Origin of the sequence: Microbacterium sp. ProA8 (assembly GCF_039905635.1) — a bacterium.
GTDB classification, from domain to species: domain Bacteria; phylum Actinomycetota; class Actinomycetes; order Actinomycetales; family Microbacteriaceae; genus Microbacterium; species Microbacterium chionoecetis.
Genome location: NZ_CP157000.1, coordinates 2,930,169 through 2,949,281, shown reverse-complemented (window position 1 = coordinate 2,949,281; position 19,113 = coordinate 2,930,169). Strand labels below are relative to the sequence as shown.

General features: G+C 66.2%; 20 protein-coding genes. 13 read left to right on the top strand and 7 right to left on the bottom strand.

Features of this window, described 5'->3' with window-relative positions; genetic code table 11:
* Positions 1 to 201: 201 nt before the first annotated feature.
* Entirely contained in the window at positions 202 to 537 is a 336-nt protein-coding gene (locus tag ABG085_RS13210) for a hypothetical protein (protein ID WP_347976199.1), read from the top strand.
* 73 nt (positions 538 to 610) lie between these two features.
* Here the strand turns inward: ABG085_RS13210 and ABG085_RS13205 are convergent, their stop codons facing one another.
* Both ABG085_RS13205 and ABG085_RS13200 read right to left on the bottom strand, forming a co-directional pair.
* Positions 611 to 1,546, bottom strand: coding sequence for a GNAT family N-acetyltransferase (locus tag ABG085_RS13205; protein WP_347976198.1), 936 nt, complete (start codon positions 1,544 to 1,546; stop codon positions 611 to 613).
* A 119-nt stretch (positions 1,547 to 1,665) separates the two neighbouring features.
* Positions 1,666 to 1,986 (bottom strand): nucleotidyltransferase domain-containing protein, encoded by a 321-nt coding sequence (locus ABG085_RS13200; RefSeq protein ID WP_347976197.1) that lies wholly within the window; start codon positions 1,984 to 1,986, stop codon positions 1,666 to 1,668.
* Positions 1,987 to 2,074: 88 nt separating this feature from the next.
* Here ABG085_RS13200 and ABG085_RS13195 point away from each other — a divergent pair, with 88 nt between their 5' ends.
* On the top strand, positions 2,075 to 2,590 hold the full coding sequence (locus ABG085_RS13195; protein WP_347976196.1) for an AAA family ATPase: 516 nt from the start codon (positions 2,075 to 2,077) through the stop codon (positions 2,588 to 2,590).
* A 150-nt stretch (positions 2,591 to 2,740) separates the two neighbouring features.
* Here ABG085_RS13195 and ABG085_RS13190 read toward each other — a convergent pair whose 3' ends face one another.
* On the bottom strand, positions 2,741 to 3,778 hold the full coding sequence (locus ABG085_RS13190) for an alpha/beta fold hydrolase (RefSeq protein WP_347976195.1): 1,038 nt from the start codon (positions 3,776 to 3,778) through the stop codon (positions 2,741 to 2,743).
* Positions 3,779 to 3,953: 175 nt separating this feature from the next.
* Here ABG085_RS13190 and ABG085_RS13185 point away from each other — a divergent pair, with 175 nt between their 5' ends.
* The 6 genes from ABG085_RS13185 to ABG085_RS13160 all read left to right on the top strand — a co-directional run bounded on the left by ABG085_RS13185 (position 3,954) and on the right by ABG085_RS13160 (position 10,447).
* A complete protein-coding gene (locus ABG085_RS13185; protein WP_347976193.1) occupies positions 3,954 to 4,706 on the top strand; it encodes a hypothetical protein in 753 nt (250 codons plus the stop codon).
* A 27-nt stretch (positions 4,707 to 4,733) separates the two neighbouring features.
* Positions 4,734 to 5,453 (top strand): class I SAM-dependent methyltransferase, encoded by a 720-nt coding sequence (locus tag ABG085_RS13180; RefSeq protein WP_347976192.1) that lies wholly within the window; start codon positions 4,734 to 4,736, stop codon positions 5,451 to 5,453.
* Positions 5,454 to 5,613: 160 nt separating this feature from the next.
* A complete protein-coding gene (locus tag ABG085_RS13175; protein ID WP_347976191.1) occupies positions 5,614 to 7,758 on the top strand; it encodes a glycogen debranching N-terminal domain-containing protein in 2,145 nt (714 codons plus the stop codon).
* Positions 7,755 to 8,831: a glycosyltransferase family 4 protein gene (locus tag ABG085_RS13170; protein ID WP_347976190.1), complete on the top strand. Its 1,077-nt coding sequence runs from the start codon at positions 7,755 to 7,757 to the stop codon at positions 8,829 to 8,831. The genes ABG085_RS13175 and ABG085_RS13170 overlap by 4 nt, the downstream gene beginning before the upstream one ends.
* A gap of 109 nt (positions 8,832 to 8,940) precedes the next feature.
* Positions 8,941 to 9,939: an IS481 family transposase gene (locus ABG085_RS13165; protein WP_347976189.1), complete on the top strand. Its 999-nt coding sequence runs from the start codon at positions 8,941 to 8,943 to the stop codon at positions 9,937 to 9,939.
* Between the two features lie 232 nt (positions 9,940 to 10,171).
* On the top strand, positions 10,172 to 10,447 hold the full coding sequence (locus tag ABG085_RS13160) for a DUF6458 family protein (protein WP_347976188.1): 276 nt from the start codon (positions 10,172 to 10,174) through the stop codon (positions 10,445 to 10,447).
* Between the two features lie 287 nt (positions 10,448 to 10,734).
* On the opposite strand, the gene ABG085_RS13155 is transcribed toward ABG085_RS13160, so the two are convergent.
* Both ABG085_RS13155 and ABG085_RS13150 read right to left on the bottom strand, forming a co-directional pair.
* Positions 10,735 to 11,208 (bottom strand): anthrone oxygenase family protein, encoded by a 474-nt coding sequence (locus ABG085_RS13155; RefSeq protein ID WP_347976187.1) that lies wholly within the window; start codon positions 11,206 to 11,208, stop codon positions 10,735 to 10,737.
* 601 nt (positions 11,209 to 11,809) lie between these two features.
* Positions 11,810 to 12,424, bottom strand: a complete 615-nt coding sequence (locus tag ABG085_RS13150; RefSeq protein ID WP_347976186.1) for a hypothetical protein — start codon at positions 12,422 to 12,424, stop codon at positions 11,810 to 11,812.
* 116 nt (positions 12,425 to 12,540) lie between these two features.
* Here ABG085_RS13150 and ABG085_RS13145 point away from each other — a divergent pair, with 116 nt between their 5' ends.
* Positions 12,541 to 12,720: a helix-turn-helix domain-containing protein gene (locus tag ABG085_RS13145; RefSeq protein ID WP_347976185.1), complete on the top strand. Its 180-nt coding sequence runs from the start codon at positions 12,541 to 12,543 to the stop codon at positions 12,718 to 12,720.
* 67 nt (positions 12,721 to 12,787) lie between these two features.
* Here ABG085_RS13145 and vsr read toward each other — a convergent pair whose 3' ends face one another.
* On the bottom strand, positions 12,788 to 13,204 hold the full coding sequence (vsr, locus tag ABG085_RS13140) for a DNA mismatch endonuclease Vsr (protein ID WP_347976184.1): 417 nt from the start codon (positions 13,202 to 13,204) through the stop codon (positions 12,788 to 12,790).
* Positions 13,205 to 13,310: 106 nt separating this feature from the next.
* Between vsr and ABG085_RS13135 the strand changes: the two genes are divergently transcribed.
* From ABG085_RS13135 to ABG085_RS13125, 3 genes are all read left to right on the top strand, one after another.
* Positions 13,311 to 14,729 carry an ATP-binding protein gene (locus ABG085_RS13135; RefSeq protein ID WP_347976183.1) on the top strand — a complete coding sequence of 473 codons (1,419 nt, stop codon included), beginning with the start codon at positions 13,311 to 13,313 and terminating at the stop codon, positions 14,727 to 14,729.
* Positions 14,726 to 15,637, top strand: a complete 912-nt coding sequence (locus tag ABG085_RS13130; RefSeq protein WP_347976181.1) for an O-methyltransferase — start codon at positions 14,726 to 14,728, stop codon at positions 15,635 to 15,637. The genes ABG085_RS13135 and ABG085_RS13130 overlap by 4 nt, the downstream gene beginning before the upstream one ends.
* Before the next feature lie 283 nt (positions 15,638 to 15,920).
* Positions 15,921 to 17,309, top strand: a complete 1,389-nt coding sequence (locus ABG085_RS13125) for a DNA cytosine methyltransferase (protein WP_347976179.1) — start codon at positions 15,921 to 15,923, stop codon at positions 17,307 to 17,309.
* 83 nt (positions 17,310 to 17,392) lie between these two features.
* On the opposite strand, the gene ABG085_RS13120 is transcribed toward ABG085_RS13125, so the two are convergent.
* Entirely contained in the window at positions 17,393 to 17,980 is a 588-nt protein-coding gene (locus ABG085_RS13120; RefSeq protein ID WP_347976178.1) for a hypothetical protein, read from the bottom strand.
* Between the two features lie 456 nt (positions 17,981 to 18,436).
* On the opposite strand from ABG085_RS13120, the gene ABG085_RS13115 reads away from it, so the two are divergent.
* Positions 18,437 to 19,015 (top strand): hypothetical protein, encoded by a 579-nt coding sequence (locus tag ABG085_RS13115; protein WP_347976177.1) that lies wholly within the window; start codon positions 18,437 to 18,439, stop codon positions 19,013 to 19,015.
* The last annotated feature ends 98 nt before the right edge of the window (positions 19,016 to 19,113 follow it).

Below are 19,113 nucleotides of genomic sequence, written 5' to 3'. Positions count from 1 at the left end.
TGCCTCGTTGCGTGAGCGGCGTTCGAGCGGCGAAGTGCGTTCAGCGTCGGTGATGCCCGGCGCTTCCGCCGAGGGGGTTGACGAGCGCGATCCGCGGGGCTACCCAGGTTCCGGATGCCGTGCACGTGCCATTGACGACACCTCCGCGGGGAGTTGTCAATGCCCGAGACAAGCTGGATAGGGGCCGCCTACTGTGCACGCATGAAGCATGTGAGCTATGCCGACAAGCCTCTTCTCATGGGCGACGAAGCAGCAGACACGCTGCTGGAGTACGCGCGTCTGGTGGCCGACAACGCGCGCGCCGACACGGTGACACTGAGGGCGGTCAGCCCGGACGGCAACACGGTGGATGCGTCGTTCCTGTTGGATGCCAGCACGATCCTGATGGTCGAGTCCACGAACTCCGAGATGGAAGCGCCGGACAACTCCGAGGCCGTGCAGGACATGAAGGAGCGGATCGACGCGATCACGCGACCAGTCAGCGTGGACGCGCAAGAGCCGCCGTACGTCGACTACGACCTTCCCGAGTCCTTCTGAGGACGGCGGCTCGCTGCCGCGCGGTGTGGGCCGCCCGAGGGGCGAGCAGGCGTCGTGTGGTGACGGTCGGCCTTCACTCCCACGCCATGTTGATGAGCCGTTCGAACGTGATGTAGCCCTGGCGCGAGAAGGCCTTCGCCATCGGCTCGTTTCCGAGGTCGGTGGAGGCGCGGATGTAGTCCGCGCCGGCGGAGGCGAGCACGCGGGTGCCTTCGGCGAGGATGCCGTCGATGTAGCCGTTCCCGCGGTGCTCGGGCAGCACGCCGATGTAGCCGATGATGTGTCGGTACGAGTTGCGGGCGGGGAAGACGAACCCGACGGCCTCTCCCGTCTCGAGCGTGGCGACCCGCCACCACTCGCGAGGGCTCGCGTAGTGCGAGAACTCGTCCGCGTACTGGGACTCGGCGACGGCTCTCGCGTCGGCGGTCGCGAGTTCCTCGACGCTGTGGGCGTCCAGGGTGCCGGCCAGGGCGCGAGTGGTGAGATCGATGAGTTCGTCGTCGGAGTCGAACGGGCGGAACGTCAGCCGCGGGTCAGGTGCGGAGATCGGCGTGCCCTCGCGCCACTCCAGGCGCAGCCGCTCCACGACGAATCGGGCGCCGGCGTTCTCCATCAGCTCGAGCAGCACTTCCGTCGCGCGGCGGGAGTGCGCATCGTCCCGCCAGTCCGCGGCGAGGTAGCGCGCGTATTCCGGAGGGGTGGTCAGCCCGGAGAGCAGTTCGGTGTGCGCGGCGTCGAGCAGTGCCGCGCCGACCTCGCGCTGTGCGGCCTCGGGCAACGAGGCATCCGTGTCGAAGATGTCGAGCTGGGTGGGCTCAGTCCCACCGACGGGCGCCCACAGTGCCAGACGACCGACGAGTCGCCCATCCCGGACCGCCAGCCAGGTCCACTCCGGGCGCCGCCGACCCTGCTCGAGATCGTCAGCGACCTCGTGGTTCAGCGTGTACGGCAGCGTGAGGAGGAGTTCGAGGTCGCCGGCGTCGCGATAGTGACGGATGTCGAAGGTCACCGTGATCCACGTCCCTCGTGTGCGGACAGGGTGAGGTCGAGGGCGGCTCTTCGCATGATTCCTTCGGTGGGGGACAGGCCGACTCGCTCATTCGTGAGTGGGTCAGCGGGGGGAGGGGCTCAGTGGAGCTCAGCGGTCGCGTTGCCCTTCACGGCGAGTTCGACGGTCTTCGCGAGATCCCATCCGTTGACGTCGTAGGTGTTGTCGAGGGGCGTCTCGATCACGTCTCGCGCCGGCCAGAGGGAGAGGTACTGCTCCCGAGGTCGGATGAACAGGAAGCGGCAGTCGTAGTCGCTGTCGGGCGACGAAAACCCCCACGCACGGCTGCCGCTCTCGATGGCCCGCGGGATGCGGACTTCGTGTTCCTCGGAGACCGACGACAGGCGACGGTCGATCTCGCCGACGACGGTCGTATCGAGTGATGACGGGACGGCTCGCACCGCTCGACGATACCGCCGACGGGCGGCGACCACCCGCGATGCTTTCAACGGCAGGAGCTCTTCGCTGCGAGATTGGTATCGTCGCCGCGTGAGCTCCGCGAACGTCCTGATCCTGCACGGCTCACCGGGCTCAGGGAAGACGACGCTGGCTCGGACGATCTCCGAGCAGCTTCGGGCCGACGGCGTCCCACACGCGGTGATCGATGTCGACGAGCTGAACCTCATCTTCCCGTCGCCCCGCCGAGACTTCTGGCTCGCCAACCTCGCGGCGATCTGGCCGAACTACGCGCAGGTGCCCGGCATCCGCGTGATCATCCCCACCGTCATCGCCGACGCTGTGCGACTCGAACAGCTCCGCGCGGCGGTGCCGGCAGCGTCCTTCGTCGTCTGCGAGTTGACTGCTCCCATCGACGTGCTCAAAGCGAGGGTCACCGAGCGGGAACCGACGGACGAGTGGCGGGCGTCACTTCGCGCCTGGGTCGACCACCATGCTGCTCGCACCGATCTGGAGCAGATCCGCGACGTTCTGGTCTCCACGCATGACCGGAGCGAGGAGGACGCGGCGCGCGAGGTACTGCGGGCCATCGGCTGGACCGCGTCCTGACGCGATCCCGGTTCACCGACGCGCGCTTCGCGAACCGTGTCGAGCTGGTCGCCACGAGCCGCAGTCCGCTGACGATACGCTCCCGCGCGCAAGCGGACGCCCACCGGCGGTGGCTGCCCCGCCGCGGGGCCGCTTGCACCTCTGCCCGGCTCACTGGCGGTGCGTCGACACCCAGGCCGCCGCGGCCGCGCGCGAAGGGACGCCGAGCTTCGTGCGGGCGTTGGCGACGTGCCGATGCACCGTGTGTGCGCTGAGCTTCAGTCGGCCGGCGATCTGTGCATCGGTCAGGCCTTGGGCGACCAGCTGCAGCACTTCGCGTTCCCGAGCGGTGAGGGCGGCCGGCGTGTTCGGGCGCGATGCGGCGCGCTGCGGCATCCCATCGAGAAAGCGTTCGATCGCCTCGACCACGGCGGCGGTGTCACCGAGCCAGGGAAAGTGGTCTTCGCCGTCCAGTGGGACGAAGGTCGCACCGGGCACGGTGTCGGCCACCTCGCGGCCGAGTGCGAACGGGATGGCGCGATCGTCTCGCCGATGAAGGACCAGTGTGGGCACCCGCACACGGGACAGGTAGTCGCTGGAGTCCATCTCGTACACCGCGCGCAGCGCCGCCGACGCCGTCTCCCGCGAAGCGGATCGCCGCTGGAACCGGGCGAACTCTTCACGGTCATCGGCCGTCGCGTTCGGGAGGAACACATCCGCGAGGACGCGCGAACCGAGCCCCCAGTGTCCTTCGATCACCGACAGCATCAGATCCCGCGCCGACGGAGAAGCGATGTCGGCGCCGTGGGAGAAGCTGCCGTAGAGGACCAGCCGGTCGACCCGTTCCGGATTCTCGGCTGCATAGGCCGAGGCCACCGCGCATCCCGCCGACGCACCCATCACCGAGACGCGGGAAAGACCGATGCTGTCGATGAGGCCGGCCAGAGTAGCGAGCTCATCCTCGACGCTGGCTGGAGCCGGTCCGGTGCGATCCGACAGGCCGGTGCCCGGGCGGTCGTAGCGGATGACCGTGTGCCGGCGGGCCAGTTCGTTCACGAACTTCTGAAAGGCGCGATCCTCCCAGTTCAACGCCAGGTGGCTGGCCCACCACCCGCCGACGACGAGCGTCGGTCCCGACCCGACTGCCGACCAGGCGACGGTACGATCACCGACCCGCGCGTGGCGCACCACCTGCTCCTGCGTGGCCATACCCGGATTCTAGGGTGATCCGGCGAGCGAGCGGATGCTCTCGCGGATGCCCCGTCGCCTCGCGGGACCGCCTTCCGACGAGGCATCCTCAGCCGCTGGCATGGCCCGATCCGGCCAGAGCGATTGGCTGATTCGAGCGATGAGCCGAAGGCTGCAGTGGCGGTTCGCTAGGGGCATGAGAACCACGACCGACACCCTGCGTTTCGACGCTCGCTTCAACGGCCCACCTCGCAGCGTCAACGGGGGCTTCGCCTCCGGCGCGATCGCAGAGACACTGGGTGGCACCGCGAGTGTCCGACTCATCCGTCCCGTCCCCCTCGAGGAGCGGATCGAGGTCCTCGTCGACGACGACGGGCAGTCCGCCGAAGTCACGGACTCGAGCCACCGGATCCTGGCGACGGCGACGAAGCTCGATCCCTTCACGATGATCCCTCCGGTCACCCCCCGGTTCGCCGATGCGGAGGAAGCACGGGCGGCGAGCCCGCTCCACGGTGCGCGCCACCTGCTGTCGAACTGCGTGGTGTGCGGCGCTCAGCGTCTCGATGGACTGGGCGTGACCCCGGGGCCCCTGAAGAATCGCCGCGACGTGCTCACCGCCCCCTTCGTCCCGCACGAGCGTGACACCGTCGGCGGCGTCGTGGATCCTGCCGCAGTGTGGGGCGCGCTGGACTGTCCCAGCTACCCGGCGTCGGCGCTGCTCGACCGTCGCGTCGGTCTCCTCGGCACCATGGCGGCGCACCGCAACCGCGATGTGTTTCTCGGGGAGCGACTCGTCGTCGTCGGGTGGACCGTCCACCGGCACGGTCGAGCGACCGACACCGCCAGCGCGCTCCTGGACGAGAACGGCGACGTGGTCGCGTCCGCTCGCGCCGTCTGGATCGAGCTCAAGCACCAGTGGCTCACACAGCTCGTCAGCCGACTCGGCTGACGACACCACCGCAACATGGAGGACAACATGACAGATCAGCAGGCACGTCCCGCCGCAGCGGGGGAGCGGGGCGCCTCGGCAGCAACGTCGTCCGAAGGGCCCCGGCCGCATCTCGCGGCGCCCGCGTTCGAGGTTGCGGGCAGCCGATTCACCGCGGGAATCTACGACGCGTTCCTGACCCTCGGCGAGCATCGCGGGATGCGGGCCACGCGCCGTGGCCTGCTCGCGGGCGCGCGTGGACGGGTCCTCGAGATCGGCGCCGGCACCGGATTGAACCTCAGTCACTATCCCGAGGCGATCGATGAGTTGGTTCTCGGGGAACCATCCGCTCCGATGGCTGACCGGCTCGAAGCGCGCCGCGCGAGGCTCGGTCGCCGCGCCCACATCGTCGCCGCCCCGGCCGAGGCCCTGCCCTTCGGAGACGGGTCGTTCGACACCGTCGTCTCGACACTGGTGCTGTGCACGGTCCGTGATCCCGACGCCGCGCTGGCGGAAGTGCGGCGAGTGCTTCGGCCAGGCGGTCGGCTCTTGTTCTGCGAGCACGTCCGCTCCGACAGCCCGCGCCTCTCGCGATGGCAGGACCGGCTCGCAGACGCGTGGGCCGCGGTCGCCGACGGCTGCCGCTGCAACCGCGAGACGCTCGATACGATCTCGTCGCACATGCGGATCACCACCGTCGATCGCCTCATCTGGCGCGGGATGCCGCACCTCGTGCATCCGGTGATCGTCGGCGAAGCGGTGGTGTGAGCAGACCGGAACGGCGCGCCGCCCGCGCAGTCGACTACACCGGCGAAGCGGCGGGGTCAATCCCCGTGTGTCTCCGCGGTGGACGCGCCTAACGTCACCGAATCCGAAAACGGGCGCTGCGCGTCGAGCGCCGCCCCCTCACCCGAGAGGTTCAGGATCGATGACAGGCTGGAATGCGGACACACTCGCCCCACCCGTGGGCGCCGGATCGGTCACGATTCTCGAGGGGGCGTCGTTCTGCACATCCAGCGCGAACGGCGACATCGTCCCGGAGCTTCCCCACGGCCTCTTCTTCCGTGACACCCGGATCGTGTCGCGGTGGACCCTTCTCGTCGACGGCGCACCCATCGAGTCGCTGTCGTCGTTGACCCCCGAGCCCTACCATGCGGTGTTCGTCGGACGGGCGGGACATCTGCCCGGGCGCGCCGACACCCCGCTGACGGTGGAGCGCGACCGCCGCGTCAACGGCGGCCTGCGGGAGCGCGTCACCATCCGCAGCTACTCGAGCGATCCGATGTCCTTCCGGGTCGAGGTGCTGCTGGAGGCCGACTTCGCCGACATCTTCGAAGTCAAGGAGGGCCGGGCTCGCGGCATCCCGCGCCCCACGACGCGCGACGAGTCGGGTCGCTTCCGGATCGACGCCGTGGGAATGGTCGATCCGCTCGGACTCGTCGTCCATGCTCCCGAGGCGAGCGTGGCGAGAGACCGGATCGCCTTCCGCGTCGTACTGCCGCCGCGCGGCACATGGACCCAGCTGCTCGTCGTCTCACCCACGGTCAACGGCGAGCAGGTCGCGCTCGGACCCGCCACCGAGGGTCCGACGCCGCTTGAGGAGCCGGTGCGCCGGCTGCTCGCCTGGCAGTCCGGGGTGCCGGTCGCCTCGATGGGCGACGACTCGCTGGAACGGGTGGTCCGCCAGAGCCAGCGCGACCTGGGATCGCTGCGCATCTTCGACCCGAACCACGCCGATCGGGCGGTCGTGGCCGCCGGCGTCCCCTGGTTCATGGCCCTTTTCGGGCGTGACTCGCTGCTCACCGCCTACATGGCGCTGCCGCTGGATCCGACGCTCGCGCTCGGCACGCTCAGGACGCTGGCCGATCTGCAGGGCATGACGAGCGACGCGGCGTCGGAGGAGCAGCCCGGCCGCATCCTGCACGAAGTCCGGCTCGGCGCCACCGCCAACCTCGCACTCGGTGGCGAGTCGGTCTACTACGGCACCGTCGACGCGACGCCGCTGTTCGTGGTCGTCCTCGGCGAGCTCGCCCGGTGGGGCGGGCTTCCCGACGACGCCGACGACCTGCTGGATGCCGCCGACCGCGCCCTGGAGTGGATCGAGCGCGACGGCGATCGGGACGGCGACGGGTTCGTCGAGTATGCGCGCCTCAACGACTTCGGACTCGTGAACCAGGGGTGGAAGGACTCGTGGGACGGCGTGAACTTCGCCACCGGCGCGCTCGCCGAGCCGCCCATCGCCCTGTGCGAGGTGCAGGGATACGTCTACGCGGCCTACCTCGCGCGCGCCCTCCTCGCCTCGATGCGCGACGACGACGAGGGCGCCCGGGCGTGGACGGCCAAGGCGGAGGACCTCAAGGCCAGGTTCAACGAGCGCTTCTGGATGCCCGACCGAGGCTGCTTCGCCATCGCCCTCGATCGCGACAAGCGTCAGGTCGACGGGTGCGCCTCGAACATGGGCCACTGCCTCTGGAGCGGCATCGTCGACGACGACAAGGCGCCGCAGGTCGCCGAGGCCCTGATGTCGCCGCAGATGTTCACGGGATGGGGCGTGCGCACCCTCGCATCCGACATGGGCGCGTACAACCCGGCGAGCTACCACAACGGCTCGGTGTGGCCGCACGACAACGCGATCGTGGCAGCCGGCCTGATGCGCTACGGGTTCGTCGAGGAGGCGCAGCGCATCGCCGTGGGGCTGTTCGAGGCCGCGAATCGATACGGCGGCCGGCTGCCGGAGCTGTTCTGCGGATTCGACCAGAACGAGTACCCGCAGCCCGTCGTGTACCCGGCCTCCTGCTCGCCGCAAGCATGGGCGGCGGCGGCACCGCTGTCGCTGCTGCGCACGATCCTCCGCTTCGACCCGTCGGTGCCCACCGACGAGGTGTGGATCGCCCCGGCTCTGCCACCCGAGTTCGGCGACATCCACGTGCGCAACATCCCGTTCGCCGGTTCGCGGATCTCAGTCGACGTCGCGGCAGGCGAGGCCTCGATCGTCGGGCTGCCGTCGCATCTCACGGTGCATCGCACCCCGCTCGGCGCGTCGACCGCCCCGATCCGAAGGTCAGCGCGATGAGGATCGGCATCATCGCCCCGCCGTGGATCCCGATCCCGCCGCCGGCGTACGGCGGGATCGAGTCCTTCATCGACGTACTGGCGCTCGAACTCGCCGCAGCCGGCCACGAGGTGGTGCTCGCGGCATCCGGCGACAGCACCTGCGCGGTCGAACGGGTGCCCGGCTTTCCGCCTTCGGACCACAGCGTGATCGGGTGCACGGCGCCGGAGTTGCGTCATCTGCTCCGCGCATACGAGGCGCTCGCCGACGTCGACGTGATCGTCGACAACACGCTCGGCGGCCCGGTGCTCGCGCGCTGTGCGGCACGTCGACCCGTCGTCACCATCGTGCACAGCCCGTTCGAGGACATCGTGCTCGAGCTCTACGGCGCCGCCGCGCCCGACATGGCCTTCGTCGCCATTTCGCACCACCAGGCCTCGACCTCGTGCGACATCCGGGTCACCGAGGTCATCCATCATGGCATCCGCGTCGAGGACGTGCCCGTCGGGCCGGGCGGAAGCGAGGCGTGCTTCCTGGGACGGATGCATCCGGACAAGGGGCTGCTGGAGGCCATTCACGTCGCCGAGCTCGCGGGCATCCCGCTGCGGATCGCGGCGAAGATGCGTGAGCCGCACGAGCGCACATATTTCGACGATGTCGTGTGCCCGGCGCTCGGCTCGAACGCCGATTACGTCGGCGAGCTCTCCACGGAGGAGAAGTTTGCGCTGCTCGGCTCATCGTGCGCGATGATCAACCCCATCCAGTGGGACGAGCCCTTCGGCCTGGTGATGATCGAGGCGCTCGCGACGGGGACTCCCGTCGTCGCAACGCCCCGCGGATCCGTGCCCGAGATCGTGCAGCACGGCCGGAACGGCTTCATCGACGCCGAGCCGGACGGGCTGGCAGCGTCCCTGCAGCGCGCGAGCTCACTCGACCGCGCGACGTGCCGCGCGAGCGTCGAAGAGAGGTTCACGGCCGCCCAGATGGCGCAGAACTACGTCGCCCTCTTCGAGCGGATGCTGCAGCGCGAACCACACCGCTTCGGCGAGGCGGGCCTCTCCGCTGTGCCCACCGATCATCCGCGCATCGCCTAGCTGTGCTGCCCAGGGACGTTGGTTGAGGTGTGACGCGATAGACGGGTGAGGACCTCCCGGTCGAGAGTGGAGCTGTCTAGTTCCCGCACTCGAGACCAAGGAGGTCCTCGTGACCCACGCTAACGCTGCGCTGACCCCTCGCCAACGCCTCCGGCTCGCCCGACAGGTCGTCGATGACGGCTGGTCCGTCGCTGCGGCTGCGAGCTACTTCCGGGTGTCGTGGCGGACCGCGGAACGGTGGGCGCGCCGCTATGTCGAGATGGGTGAGGCGGGGATGCAGGACCGCTCCTCCAGGCCGCACTCGAGTCCGAACAGGACGCCCCGGCCGGTGGTGCGGAAGGTCGTGCATCTGCGGTGGAAGAAGCGGCTCGGTCCGGTCGGAATCGGCGCTCAGCTGGGGATGCCGGCGTCGACCGTCCATGCGATCCTGACGCGTTGCCGGGTGAATCGGCTCAGCCACGTCGACGTTCGCACCGGCGAGCCCGCCCGCCGCTACGAGCACGAGCATCCCGGCTCGTTGATCCACGTCGACGTGAAGAAGCTCGGCAACATCCCCGACGGCGGCGGGTGGCGCTACGTCGGCCGGTTCCAAGGCGACCGCAACCGAGCGGTCACCGCCAAACGGACCGGAAGACGTGGCATCGCCGGCGACATGGTCACCGGGACAGCGTTCATCCACACCGTCATCGACGACCACTCCCGCGTCGCCTACGCCGAGATCCACGACGACGAGACCGCAGCCACAGCCGTCGCTGTTCTGCGACGCGCGGTCGGCTGGTTCGCTGCCCGCGGCGTCACCGTCGAGCGCGTCCTCTCCGACAACGGCTCCGCGTACCGCTCCTTCGCTTGGCGGGACGCCTGCGCCGAACTCAGCATTCGACCGAAACGCACACGCCCCTACCGGCCACAGACGAACGGGAAGATCGAACGATTCCACCGCACGCTCGCCGACGGCTGGGCCTACTCACGGCACTACAACTCCGAGTCAGCCCGCCGCAACGCGCTCCCGACCTGGCTGCACTCCTACAATCACCACAGGCCCCACACCGCGATCGGCGGCCACCCACCCATCAGCAGATTGACCAACCTGCCTGGACAGCACACCTAGCCCGGCCCCGCGAACGAGGTCGGTGAGGCGAGAACGTAGCCCGCGGTCCGTGCCGGTGCAGGGAGGCCGACAGCCGTCGCGTCAGGTGAGCCGGAGCCACTCGGGGTCGGCTACCGCAGGCGCGACAGCAGTGTCAACCCCCCACGCCTCGCCGCGGAGTGCGTCATGATCGCCAGCGGGCGGAATGCCCGACAAGGGGAGGGCGGGTCGTCCTGCCCGGAAAGGAACACCAATGAGTATCGGAGCTGGAATCGCGCTCTTCGCGATCGGCGCCATCCTGGCGTTCGCTGTCAACGTCGACATCGGGTGGGTGAGCCTTGACGTGGTCGGGTACATCCTCATGATCGCCGGCGCAGTTGTCTTCCTGACGGGTATCGTCCTGCTGTTCCGACGTCGTCGGACTGACACGATCACGCGCACGGTAGCCGATCCCGTGGTCGCGCGGCCGGCCGATCCGGTTGTGACCCACCGCGTCACGCGCGAGACGGATGACACCGTCGGACTTTGACCCAATCGCGAGAGGGGCGCAGCCGCGAGGCTGCGCCCCTCTCTATGTCCGGGGCTCCACTCTCTATGTCCGGGGCTCCACGAGCTGTTCCGCGTTGACCAGGGGCTGGTCGCCGTGGAGTGTCGAGCATCCTTCACGATTTCTGGGTTGTCGCCGGGGTGGGGAGTCGGCAAGCCGTTGTCCCACGGTAGGGGTCGGCCGCTCTTGGAGCCTTGGAGCGGTGGAGCGGCACCGGGGCGAAGCAGCGACGCGCCCGTGCCCCGGCCACGGAGCGAGTTCCAGGCAGCTCACACCACGGGGAAGACGCAAGCGAGGGTCACTCCGGCGAAGGCCGCTACGGCGAGAGGCGTCCGGATGGTCTGCCCGAGATGCCATTTGCCGCGGAGTTCCTCCCACTCGTCCGGGGGCGTCTCTGGGTCCCAGTGGCGGGCGAGGGCGTTGACCGGTCGATTGAATATCAGCGTCACGATGATGACCCCCGCCCACAGCAGCAGCGCCACGAGCGCCGCGATGAACGGGACCGAGCCGCGCGGAGCGAGTAGAAGGAGCAGCGGGACGATCGACACGCCAGCCGCGACGACGAGGATGGGCATCACCCGGCCGAGGGCGATCTCGAAGCTGTGCTTCACAAGAGTGAAGTCCCGTGCGCCCAGCTGCTTCTGCACACGGACTTGGCCTAGCTGAGTCGCGAGCAGGATTCCAGCGACCAGCCCGACGAGCATCAGGCTCGCGAACATCGACAACGCGATCACAGCATCCATGATGAACCCGCCCCTCCGAATGACGACAGGTACATGGCGACAGCAGTCAGCTTGTGTGGATTCCAGAGCCCGGCGGCACGTTGTGCACCCTGCTCCGACAGAGATCAGTCACCCTGATGGGTTCCGATCCTCTGCGGATTGTCAGTGGGCTGATGCCCGCGGAACGCGCCGGCTCGTGTCCTTGCTCGAGGGAATGGACTACGCCGGGGGCAGCCAAACGGGGGCGGATAGGACGCCCGAAGTCTCAGGATAAGTTCCACGTCATACTCCGAAAAAGTGCGGTGCCCCCTGGAGGGACTCGAACACGTTTTGGGCATTCTGCATAGCAACATGGAACGACAACTTCCGCGGAATTACGCGGATTTTCGAGTCGGCTGCGACATCCAGCGACGTCCGAAAACAGCCAGCGGCGAATGGAATGCGGCCAAAATGCGGGCAAGAGTTGCCAGTCGTGGAGCGGCTCTCCGACCCATGCCAGAAACGAATGCGGGCAAGACCGTATTGGCCATGCCGTGAAGGGGGCGATTTTGCGCGATTTGCGCGCACGAACACGACTTGCTTGGCAATGTGCACAGATGTAGCTTGATGCGGTTCGTTGACGTCAGCGCCCTAGCGAGGGGCCAGACGGAGAGCCCGGGAGCTGGTGCGGGCGGGTCCGCTGCTCCTCGTCGGCGCGCATTCGGTTGTACGTCTCGCGGGTGATGAGGTCCTCCGCGAGACCGGCACCGCGAGCCCGCGCCATCATCCGCGTGGCCGTGCTGACGCTCACGCCGAGCTGGTCCGAGACGAGCTTGAGCGGCGCGATGTTCACCGTTGTCGCGATCCGGTATAGCCTCACGGCCTCGAGGACCGTGTCGCCGAACTCTCGATTGGGTGCTTGAGCCCGCACGCCGGCGAAGTAGTCGCTCAGGAACATCGGCTCCCCTTCGCTCCGTTGCACCGTGACCACGCGGAGTGCAGACCGCTGGACGATCTGAAGCACGCTCACATCCCGCAACAAGGCGGCGGTGACTTCCTCGCCCTCGCCCAGTCGATCCACGCGGACGGATGCAGCGACCGACCGTCGTAGCTGCTGGTCGTAGACCACGCCCACACGGATCGCACCCAGGTTGTCGGGCTCGCCGGTCGCGACGGCATCCCATCTTAACGGCATGTGGACGCCGTCTCCGACATGGATCCGTTCGGGGTCGATCGCTTCGAGGAAGAGCTCGCTCACACCAGCGAGTGTCGCACGATTAGGGCGTGGTGAGCAATTCATGTCGCGCTTTGCTCACGGAGGGAGTACGGTGTGCGCAAGCAATGTCACGCATTGCTCATGGGAAGGAGAAGGCAATGAACAGGTCCGCGAACTCGCTCGCACTGACGATGAAGGATGCCGCCAAGCTCGTCGGCGTCGACTACCGCACGATCAAGCTCGGCATCGAGAGCGGGACGATCCCCACGATCCAGCTCGGCCCGCGCAGGATGATCCCTCGCGTGCCGCTGCTTCGCGCCTTCGGCGTCGACGCCTGACAACGGCGCGACGGTGACAACACGGCGCGCGGCCACACCCAATCGGCCGACGTACGGGCCGACCGGATCACCTACGTGAACGCAGAAGACCGGCGATCTCCGCGGCTTTCTGCTTGAGATCGTCGTGCTCCCACACGACCACGACGGTCCAGCCTCGAGCTGTCAATTCGTCAACAACGCGCCGATCCCGTTCCTTGTTCTGCGCGAACTTCTCGGCCCACCGATCCACGTTGGTCTTCGGGCGGACGCAATGAACCTCGCAAGCGTGCCAGTAGCAGCCCCGAAGATCGACGACGACCCGAGCACCGGCAAATACGAAGTCGGCGCGGTGCCGCAACTCAGGAACGGGTCGGGTTTGAAGCCGATATCTGACGCCAAGATCGGTAAGTTCTCGCCGCATGCGGAGCTCGAGCCGAGTCCCGCTCGATCGGGTCGCGGCCATCCGCGTCCGCACCTTATCGCTCGTCTCCCACACCTCGCCCACACACGGGACGGTAGTCCGCAGGTCTCTGAGCTAGCTGAGCGCGCGGATGACGCTCACTGCACGCGTCCAGCCCTAGTGTGAAACAGGACAAACAGGGAGGCACCTCATGGCCGGCACGACAGTCGACCCCGAAGTCGAGACGATCAACGTCTCGCCGGTGAAACGGTTCTTCATCAGCATCCTGACGCGGGACATCGAGATTGTCGCGGCGATACTCGATCTCGTGGATAACGCGGTGGACAGCGCGAACGAGCTCCGACCCAACCAGCCGTTGGATGGACTGCGCATCGAGATCTCGACGCGGAACGGCGAATTCACAATCGTAGACAATTGCAAGGGCATCACGCTCAAGGCCGCGCGCGAGTACGCGTTCCGGCTGGGTCGCCCCGACGAAGTCGAATCGTCACCAACGTCGATCGGTCAGTTCGGGGTCGGGCTCAAGCGAGCCCTCTTCAAGCTTGGTGGAGCTTTCGAGGTAGATTCCTCAACTTCAGACTCGCACTTCAGCGTGCAGCTTGATGTGAAGGCTTGGGCGAAGGAAGCGAACGACTGGACCATCCCCCTGGTCAACCATGCCGCTTCTGAAGGCAGGTTTCCTCCAGCCGGCACACGTATCCGGGTCACCGACCTCAGCGACGACGTAAAGAAGTTCTTTGCCGACAGCGGACGTATCGGTCAACTACGCGACGAACTTAAGTCCAAGCACCGGGTCTCGATCGAGCGCGGGCTTGTTATCTCGCTAAACGGAGATTCCCTCGAACGCACTCCGACGATGCTCGCGGTCGATGCGTCGGACGAGAAAAGAATGTATCCGCTCATCCAAAAATTTCAGTTGCAGAGCGCGGATGGCAAACCGATCGACGTCGAAATCTATGCCGGAGTTAGCAAAAAAGCCGAGACAAACGAGGATGCGGAGCCGGAAGACGTCTCCACCGGCTCCGAGGATGCGGGCTGGTACGTGTTTGGCAACGAGCGCTTACTCCTGGCCGCGGATCAAACGCTGCTAACGGGGTGGGGCGGAAAGGGCAATCTGCCTCGATTCCACCCACAGTACGACCGGTTCCGAGGCTACGTTTACATGACGGCCGAGGACTCGATTGCGCTGCCCTGGAACACCACGAAGACCGGCGTGGAAAGCTCCGACCCCGTGTGGACCAGTGTTCGCGGCGAGATGATCAAGGCTGGCAGGCAGGTGATCACTCTCCTCAATCACTTGAAGCTCGAGCGCCGAGCCGTGAACGGCGTCCAGATGGAAGACCCGAAACGTCCCAACGTGCCGATCACGTCGACGCTTTCGTCTGCGTCATCGGTGTCGACGACCAGCCTCCGCAATGAGAAGCCGCGAGCGCTTTCCTACGTGACGCCGAATCCTGAGTTGTCCCGCGAGGTCGAAGGCAAGCGGATCTCGTACACGGTGCCAGTTCCGGACTTTGTCGCGGCATCCGAAATTCTGGGAACTACCAAGGCAGTGGATATAGGGCGGAAGACGTTCGACTACTTCCTGGAAAGCGAAGCCACGCCGTGACCGGTGGATTCGACTACCGGCATCGCCCCTCCAAGAACATTGAACGTCACCTCATTCTGGAGGTAGCCCAACGGTTCGTGCACGCATACCCAAACCGGAAGCGGCCGCAATACGTGGGAATGGGGGCGCTCGAGTTCCTCGACTTCGAATTGATGCACCGTTCCCTCAACGTGACGAAAATGTACTCGATCGAAAAGTCGGACCCGACGCGCTTCGAATTCAACAAGCCGTTCAAGACGATCAGGATCGTTCACGCCTCAACGACGGAGGCGCTTCAGCGCAACGAGATCGACATGACCCGGCCGACGATCATGTGGTTCGACTACACGGCGGCACTCAGCGAGTCGATCGTGTCGGACTTGAAGGATGTCGCTCGCAACCTGCACGCTCCAAGCCTGTTCTTCGTGACCATCAACTGCCATCCCGGATTACTCGAGGGTCGCGTTGACCGTCTAGCTGACGCCGTGGGTCGGAATCAGTTGAGCAGTGGGCTGACCGACGCCCGCCTCGGCGGCGACGGACTGCGGAGCGAGCAATGGCGGATCGTGGACTCGGTCATCCGGAGTGCAGCCGACGAGCGCCGTGACCCTGCCGCATGGTTCCAGCTCGTCAACTTCAAGTACCGTGACAACGCGCCGATGCAAACAATCGGCGGGCTGCTTGCGCCTCCGGCTACAAAAGCGGCCGATGTCACCGGCTGGTTCTCTGGCATGGACTTCTATTCGGCGGGTGCCGACGTCTTCGACCTCAGAGTGCCTGTGATCACGCCGCGCGAACGGGCCGCGCTCGATCTGCAGTTGCCGAAGCTGTCGAAGCAACCCCTCAAGCTGAGGGGTATTCCGCCGCAGGAGCTTGAGGCCTATCGGAGGGTCTATCGGTACTTCCACCACGCCGGTTTGCAGGGATGACGGCCTGCGAAGGTCCGTCGATCCCGAGGCGCGCGACTAGCACGGGCGCCGACGGCCTCCGCACGTATCGAACCTGGACGGACCAACGGGCACACCCGCTCGAACATCTCGATGTCGTGGGTTGCAAGGACACTGAGACGGTGAAGCCTGGATCCGGTAAGCCTCGTGCGCGTTCGAGGCTTGACGCGCACGCGTCCAAACAGACCACAGACGTCGCTCTGGCCAATGCGACCTTCGGCATGTCAAGTTTGTCCAGGCGCCCTCCATCTGCGATCGTTCTCTTGTGGCAAGCCCCGATACTCAAGTGAGGCCCTTCGACGGAGACACCGGCCCGGACCGCGTCGTCGACGACGAAACGTCGTTCACCTCCCCCCGACGGCCCGTGGCCATCGACCTCTTTTCGGGCGCTGGCGGACTTAGCCTAGGTTTCGAGTCCGCCGGATTCGATGTGCTGTCGGCCGTCGAGTACGATCCCGTCCACGCAGCCACACACCTGTACAACTTCCCTCTCACCGATGTCCTGTGCGCCGATGTCACCAGTGTCTCAAAGGAGGACCTGTTGGCGTCTGCTCGCCGTGGCTGGGAGGCACACTATCCAGGGGTCGAATGGGACGGGGTGGTCGATGCGATCATTGGCGGTCCATCTTGCCAAGGCTTCTCGACGATGGGCAACCAAGACGCAGACGACGAACGGAATCAACTTATTCATGAGTTCGTTCGCCTTGTCTGCGAAATCAGGCCCCGCGCTTTCTGCATGGAGAATGTTCCCGGCCTCCTCGACGCGCGCTTCGACCGAATCCGCAGCCGAGCGCTCGGTGAGCTCCGCCAGGCAGGTTACAAGGTCAGCGGCCAAGACGTCGTTCTGAAGGCCGAGGACTACGGTGTGCCTCAGAAGCGTCGCCGCGTCGTCATTCTGGGCGTCCTCGATGCTGAGCTCCCCCCGGCCGCGCCGGCGAAGCTACCCGGGGCCGCGTTCACGGTTGCCGATGCCTTCGAAGGCCTGCCAGATTTGTGGCGGTACCCGAGCCTCGACACCACCGATGTCATCAGACTGACGTCAACCGCGCAGACGCGACGAAGGTCTGCTGCCGGCGATTACGTGCGCGTTGCCGGCATCCTTGCTGACGGCGGCGACCATCGTGGACACGCTCGCGTCGTCGACCACACCATCCTCACGGGATGCCGGAGGACTCGACACTCCAAGATGTCGACCGACCGATTCGACGCCACCAAGCCGGGTAACAAGGAGCCAGTTAGCCGCTACTACAGGCTCTCTCTCGACACTCAGGCGCTGACCCTGCGCGCCGGGACCGGACGCGAACGCGGCGCATTTAGTGCGGCACGGCCCCTTCACCCGACATCACCGCGCGTGATAACCGTGCGCGAAGCAGCGCGGCTTCACTCATTCCCTGACTGGTTTAGGTTTCACACCACCAATTGGCACGCTCACCGCCAGATCGGAAACGCGGTCCCGCCGCTCCTGGCGCGAGCCGCCGCTGAATCGCTTCTCGCCGCGATCGGCGCTCAACCGCGATCGAGTGATCGCGGTCGCATGGAGCTAGGCGACGAGATGCTCATCTCGCTCAGTCCGACGGAAGCGGCCGCCCACCTCGCGGTGTCCACAGATCAGGTACCAAAACGCAAACGGTCCCAAGCCGACGCCGGTGCTTGATCAATGCACATCACCGCGACGAACCGGCTGGCGGGTGTGCCCGACCCGTGATGTCTCGCCAAGCCAGCGAAGAGCTCGTCACTTCAAGGCCTATTAGATTGAGCGCTCCGAGAGGGGCGCTCTTCTAGTCCGAAGCTCGTTCGGATGGCTTGCCGCAGTGCATCAGATGCGTCGAAGACCGCTTGCGCTCGGCCAAACCCGAGGTGTTTCTTTGACCCGAAGAGTAGCGACTTCGTTGCCGAGTGAAGCGTGTCCGCGGCGTCCTTCACGTTCTGTGGTGCGACCATCCCGAGCGCAGCGCAATCTTGGGTAAGCATCTGGAACGTTATCCACGCCTGGGGCATCGTGACGGTCATTTCGCCGGTCTCGTCCCACTGGATAAGGGGCTGCGCCTCGTCTTGCTTCGTAGGATCGGTGACGATCTCGCTCTCAACCTGCGCGGCCAGTGCGATCACCTTCGCGGAGAGCTCAAGAACCCGGTCATCCCACTTGCGAATGTCCTCGCGGCGAGCTTTCCTGCGATCCGCGAGCCAGTTGAACAGGAAGCCAAGCACGGCGCCGACAACCAGGAAGACTCCGGCTATGAGCGGGACGCCGTACCACGGCGCTGCGTCGCCTCCTCCTCCTACTACCTGGATCAAGATTGGCGTTGGGCTTGGCGTCGGCGGCATGGGGGCAATCTAGCGCGCCACAGCCTGCACTCCTGGATCGTGCCTTGGAGCATTACCGCCGCCAGGGCCACCGGAGGTGCGCCGCTGCTCCAAATTCGACACGTCACTCGTCGGGGATCCTGCAGTCGGCGAAGAACTGGCCCGGTGGAAAAGAGCATGTGGTGGTGACACGTCTGGGTCGTTCTTGTGCTTGCCGAGGTGGACAGCAACACCTGAGTGCCCCCTCCCCGCATCCGCGCCCCGCGGAACGTTCGCCGTTTTGCCGCACACCTCCTCGAAGCCGAGCACATCCGTGTAAAACGACGCCGGCGACTTGCCCCGTCCCGGATATGCCGGTGACAACAAAGTGGCTCCCGGCCAGGACCATAGCCGACCAGGCCCGATCGCGGGCAGACCGGTCGGTCAACGCACACCCGATCTGGGATCGCGATAGGCGAGTCAGATAACTTGAACCACATGTATGCAATTGACGGGGGGATGGGTCTCGAGCTTGGCGACCTCGCAACGTGGGCTGGAGTCTTGCTCTCTCTCGTGACAGCCGTCATCGCGGCAGTCGTCTTCGTTGGGCTACGCCGCCGCGAACGCCGGCAGGCGTTGACGGATCTCCATGTGTCCCTCACAAGCGGGGAGACCGCTGCGGCGCGAAACACTATAGGCACGTTGCTGTATTCATCGCACAGGAGAGACCTTCCGTCTCGACTCGATGCCATCGCTGCATACTTCGCCCTGATATGGGCTTTGCAGCGGTCTCGCAATGTGTTTCGCACGTACCTACTCCCCTCGAACGAGCTCGACAGCCCTATGTCCCGGTGGGGCGCAGCTACCCGGGGCAGGTCGCGACGGGACGCTGCTGAGGCTCTGTCGTGGAATGTGACCGAAATCGCGGAGAACGTCGTGCGATTTCACGACGAGTTCGGCAGGCGGTGGGCCGTGGAGGACGCTGATGCCTGGGAAGAGATCAGCCCGTTCGTGGGCGCCGACGCAATTAGACGCCGACTATCGAGAGAGCGAGCAGTTGTGCAGCCGATGAACTGACTTGTTACACCGGCCCGAGCGGCGGTCGCTGATGCCAACACTTTTGTTGATCAGTGTTTGAGGCGAGAGCGGTGGCGAGAGCCACACAACTAACACTT

Coding starts and splice junctions, on each gene's coding strand:
- ABG085_RS13210 (WP_347976199.1), top strand. CDS start 202: ATGAAGCATGTGAGCTATGCCGACAAGCCTCTTCTCATGGGCGACGAA.
- ABG085_RS13190 (WP_347976195.1), bottom strand. CDS start 3,778: ATGGCCACGCAGGAGCAGGTGGTGCGCCACGCGCGGGTCGGTGATCGT.
- ABG085_RS13185 (WP_347976193.1), top strand. CDS start 3,954: ATGAGAACCACGACCGACACCCTGCGTTTCGACGCTCGCTTCAACGGC.
- ABG085_RS13180 (WP_347976192.1), top strand. CDS start 4,734: ATGACAGATCAGCAGGCACGTCCCGCCGCAGCGGGGGAGCGGGGCGCC.
- ABG085_RS13175 (WP_347976191.1), top strand. CDS start 5,614: ATGACAGGCTGGAATGCGGACACACTCGCCCCACCCGTGGGCGCCGGA.
- ABG085_RS13170 (WP_347976190.1), top strand. CDS start 7,755: ATGAGGATCGGCATCATCGCCCCGCCGTGGATCCCGATCCCGCCGCCG.
- ABG085_RS13160 (WP_347976188.1), top strand. CDS start 10,172: ATGAGTATCGGAGCTGGAATCGCGCTCTTCGCGATCGGCGCCATCCTG.
- ABG085_RS13155 (WP_347976187.1), bottom strand. CDS start 11,208: ATGGATGCTGTGATCGCGTTGTCGATGTTCGCGAGCCTGATGCTCGTC.
- ABG085_RS13145 (WP_347976185.1), top strand. CDS start 12,541: ATGAACAGGTCCGCGAACTCGCTCGCACTGACGATGAAGGATGCCGCC.
- ABG085_RS13135 (WP_347976183.1), top strand. CDS start 13,311: ATGGCCGGCACGACAGTCGACCCCGAAGTCGAGACGATCAACGTCTCG.
- ABG085_RS13120 (WP_347976178.1), bottom strand. CDS start 17,980: ATGCCGCCGACGCCAAGCCCAACGCCAATCTTGATCCAGGTAGTAGGA.
- ABG085_RS13115 (WP_347976177.1), top strand. CDS start 18,437: ATGTATGCAATTGACGGGGGGATGGGTCTCGAGCTTGGCGACCTCGCA.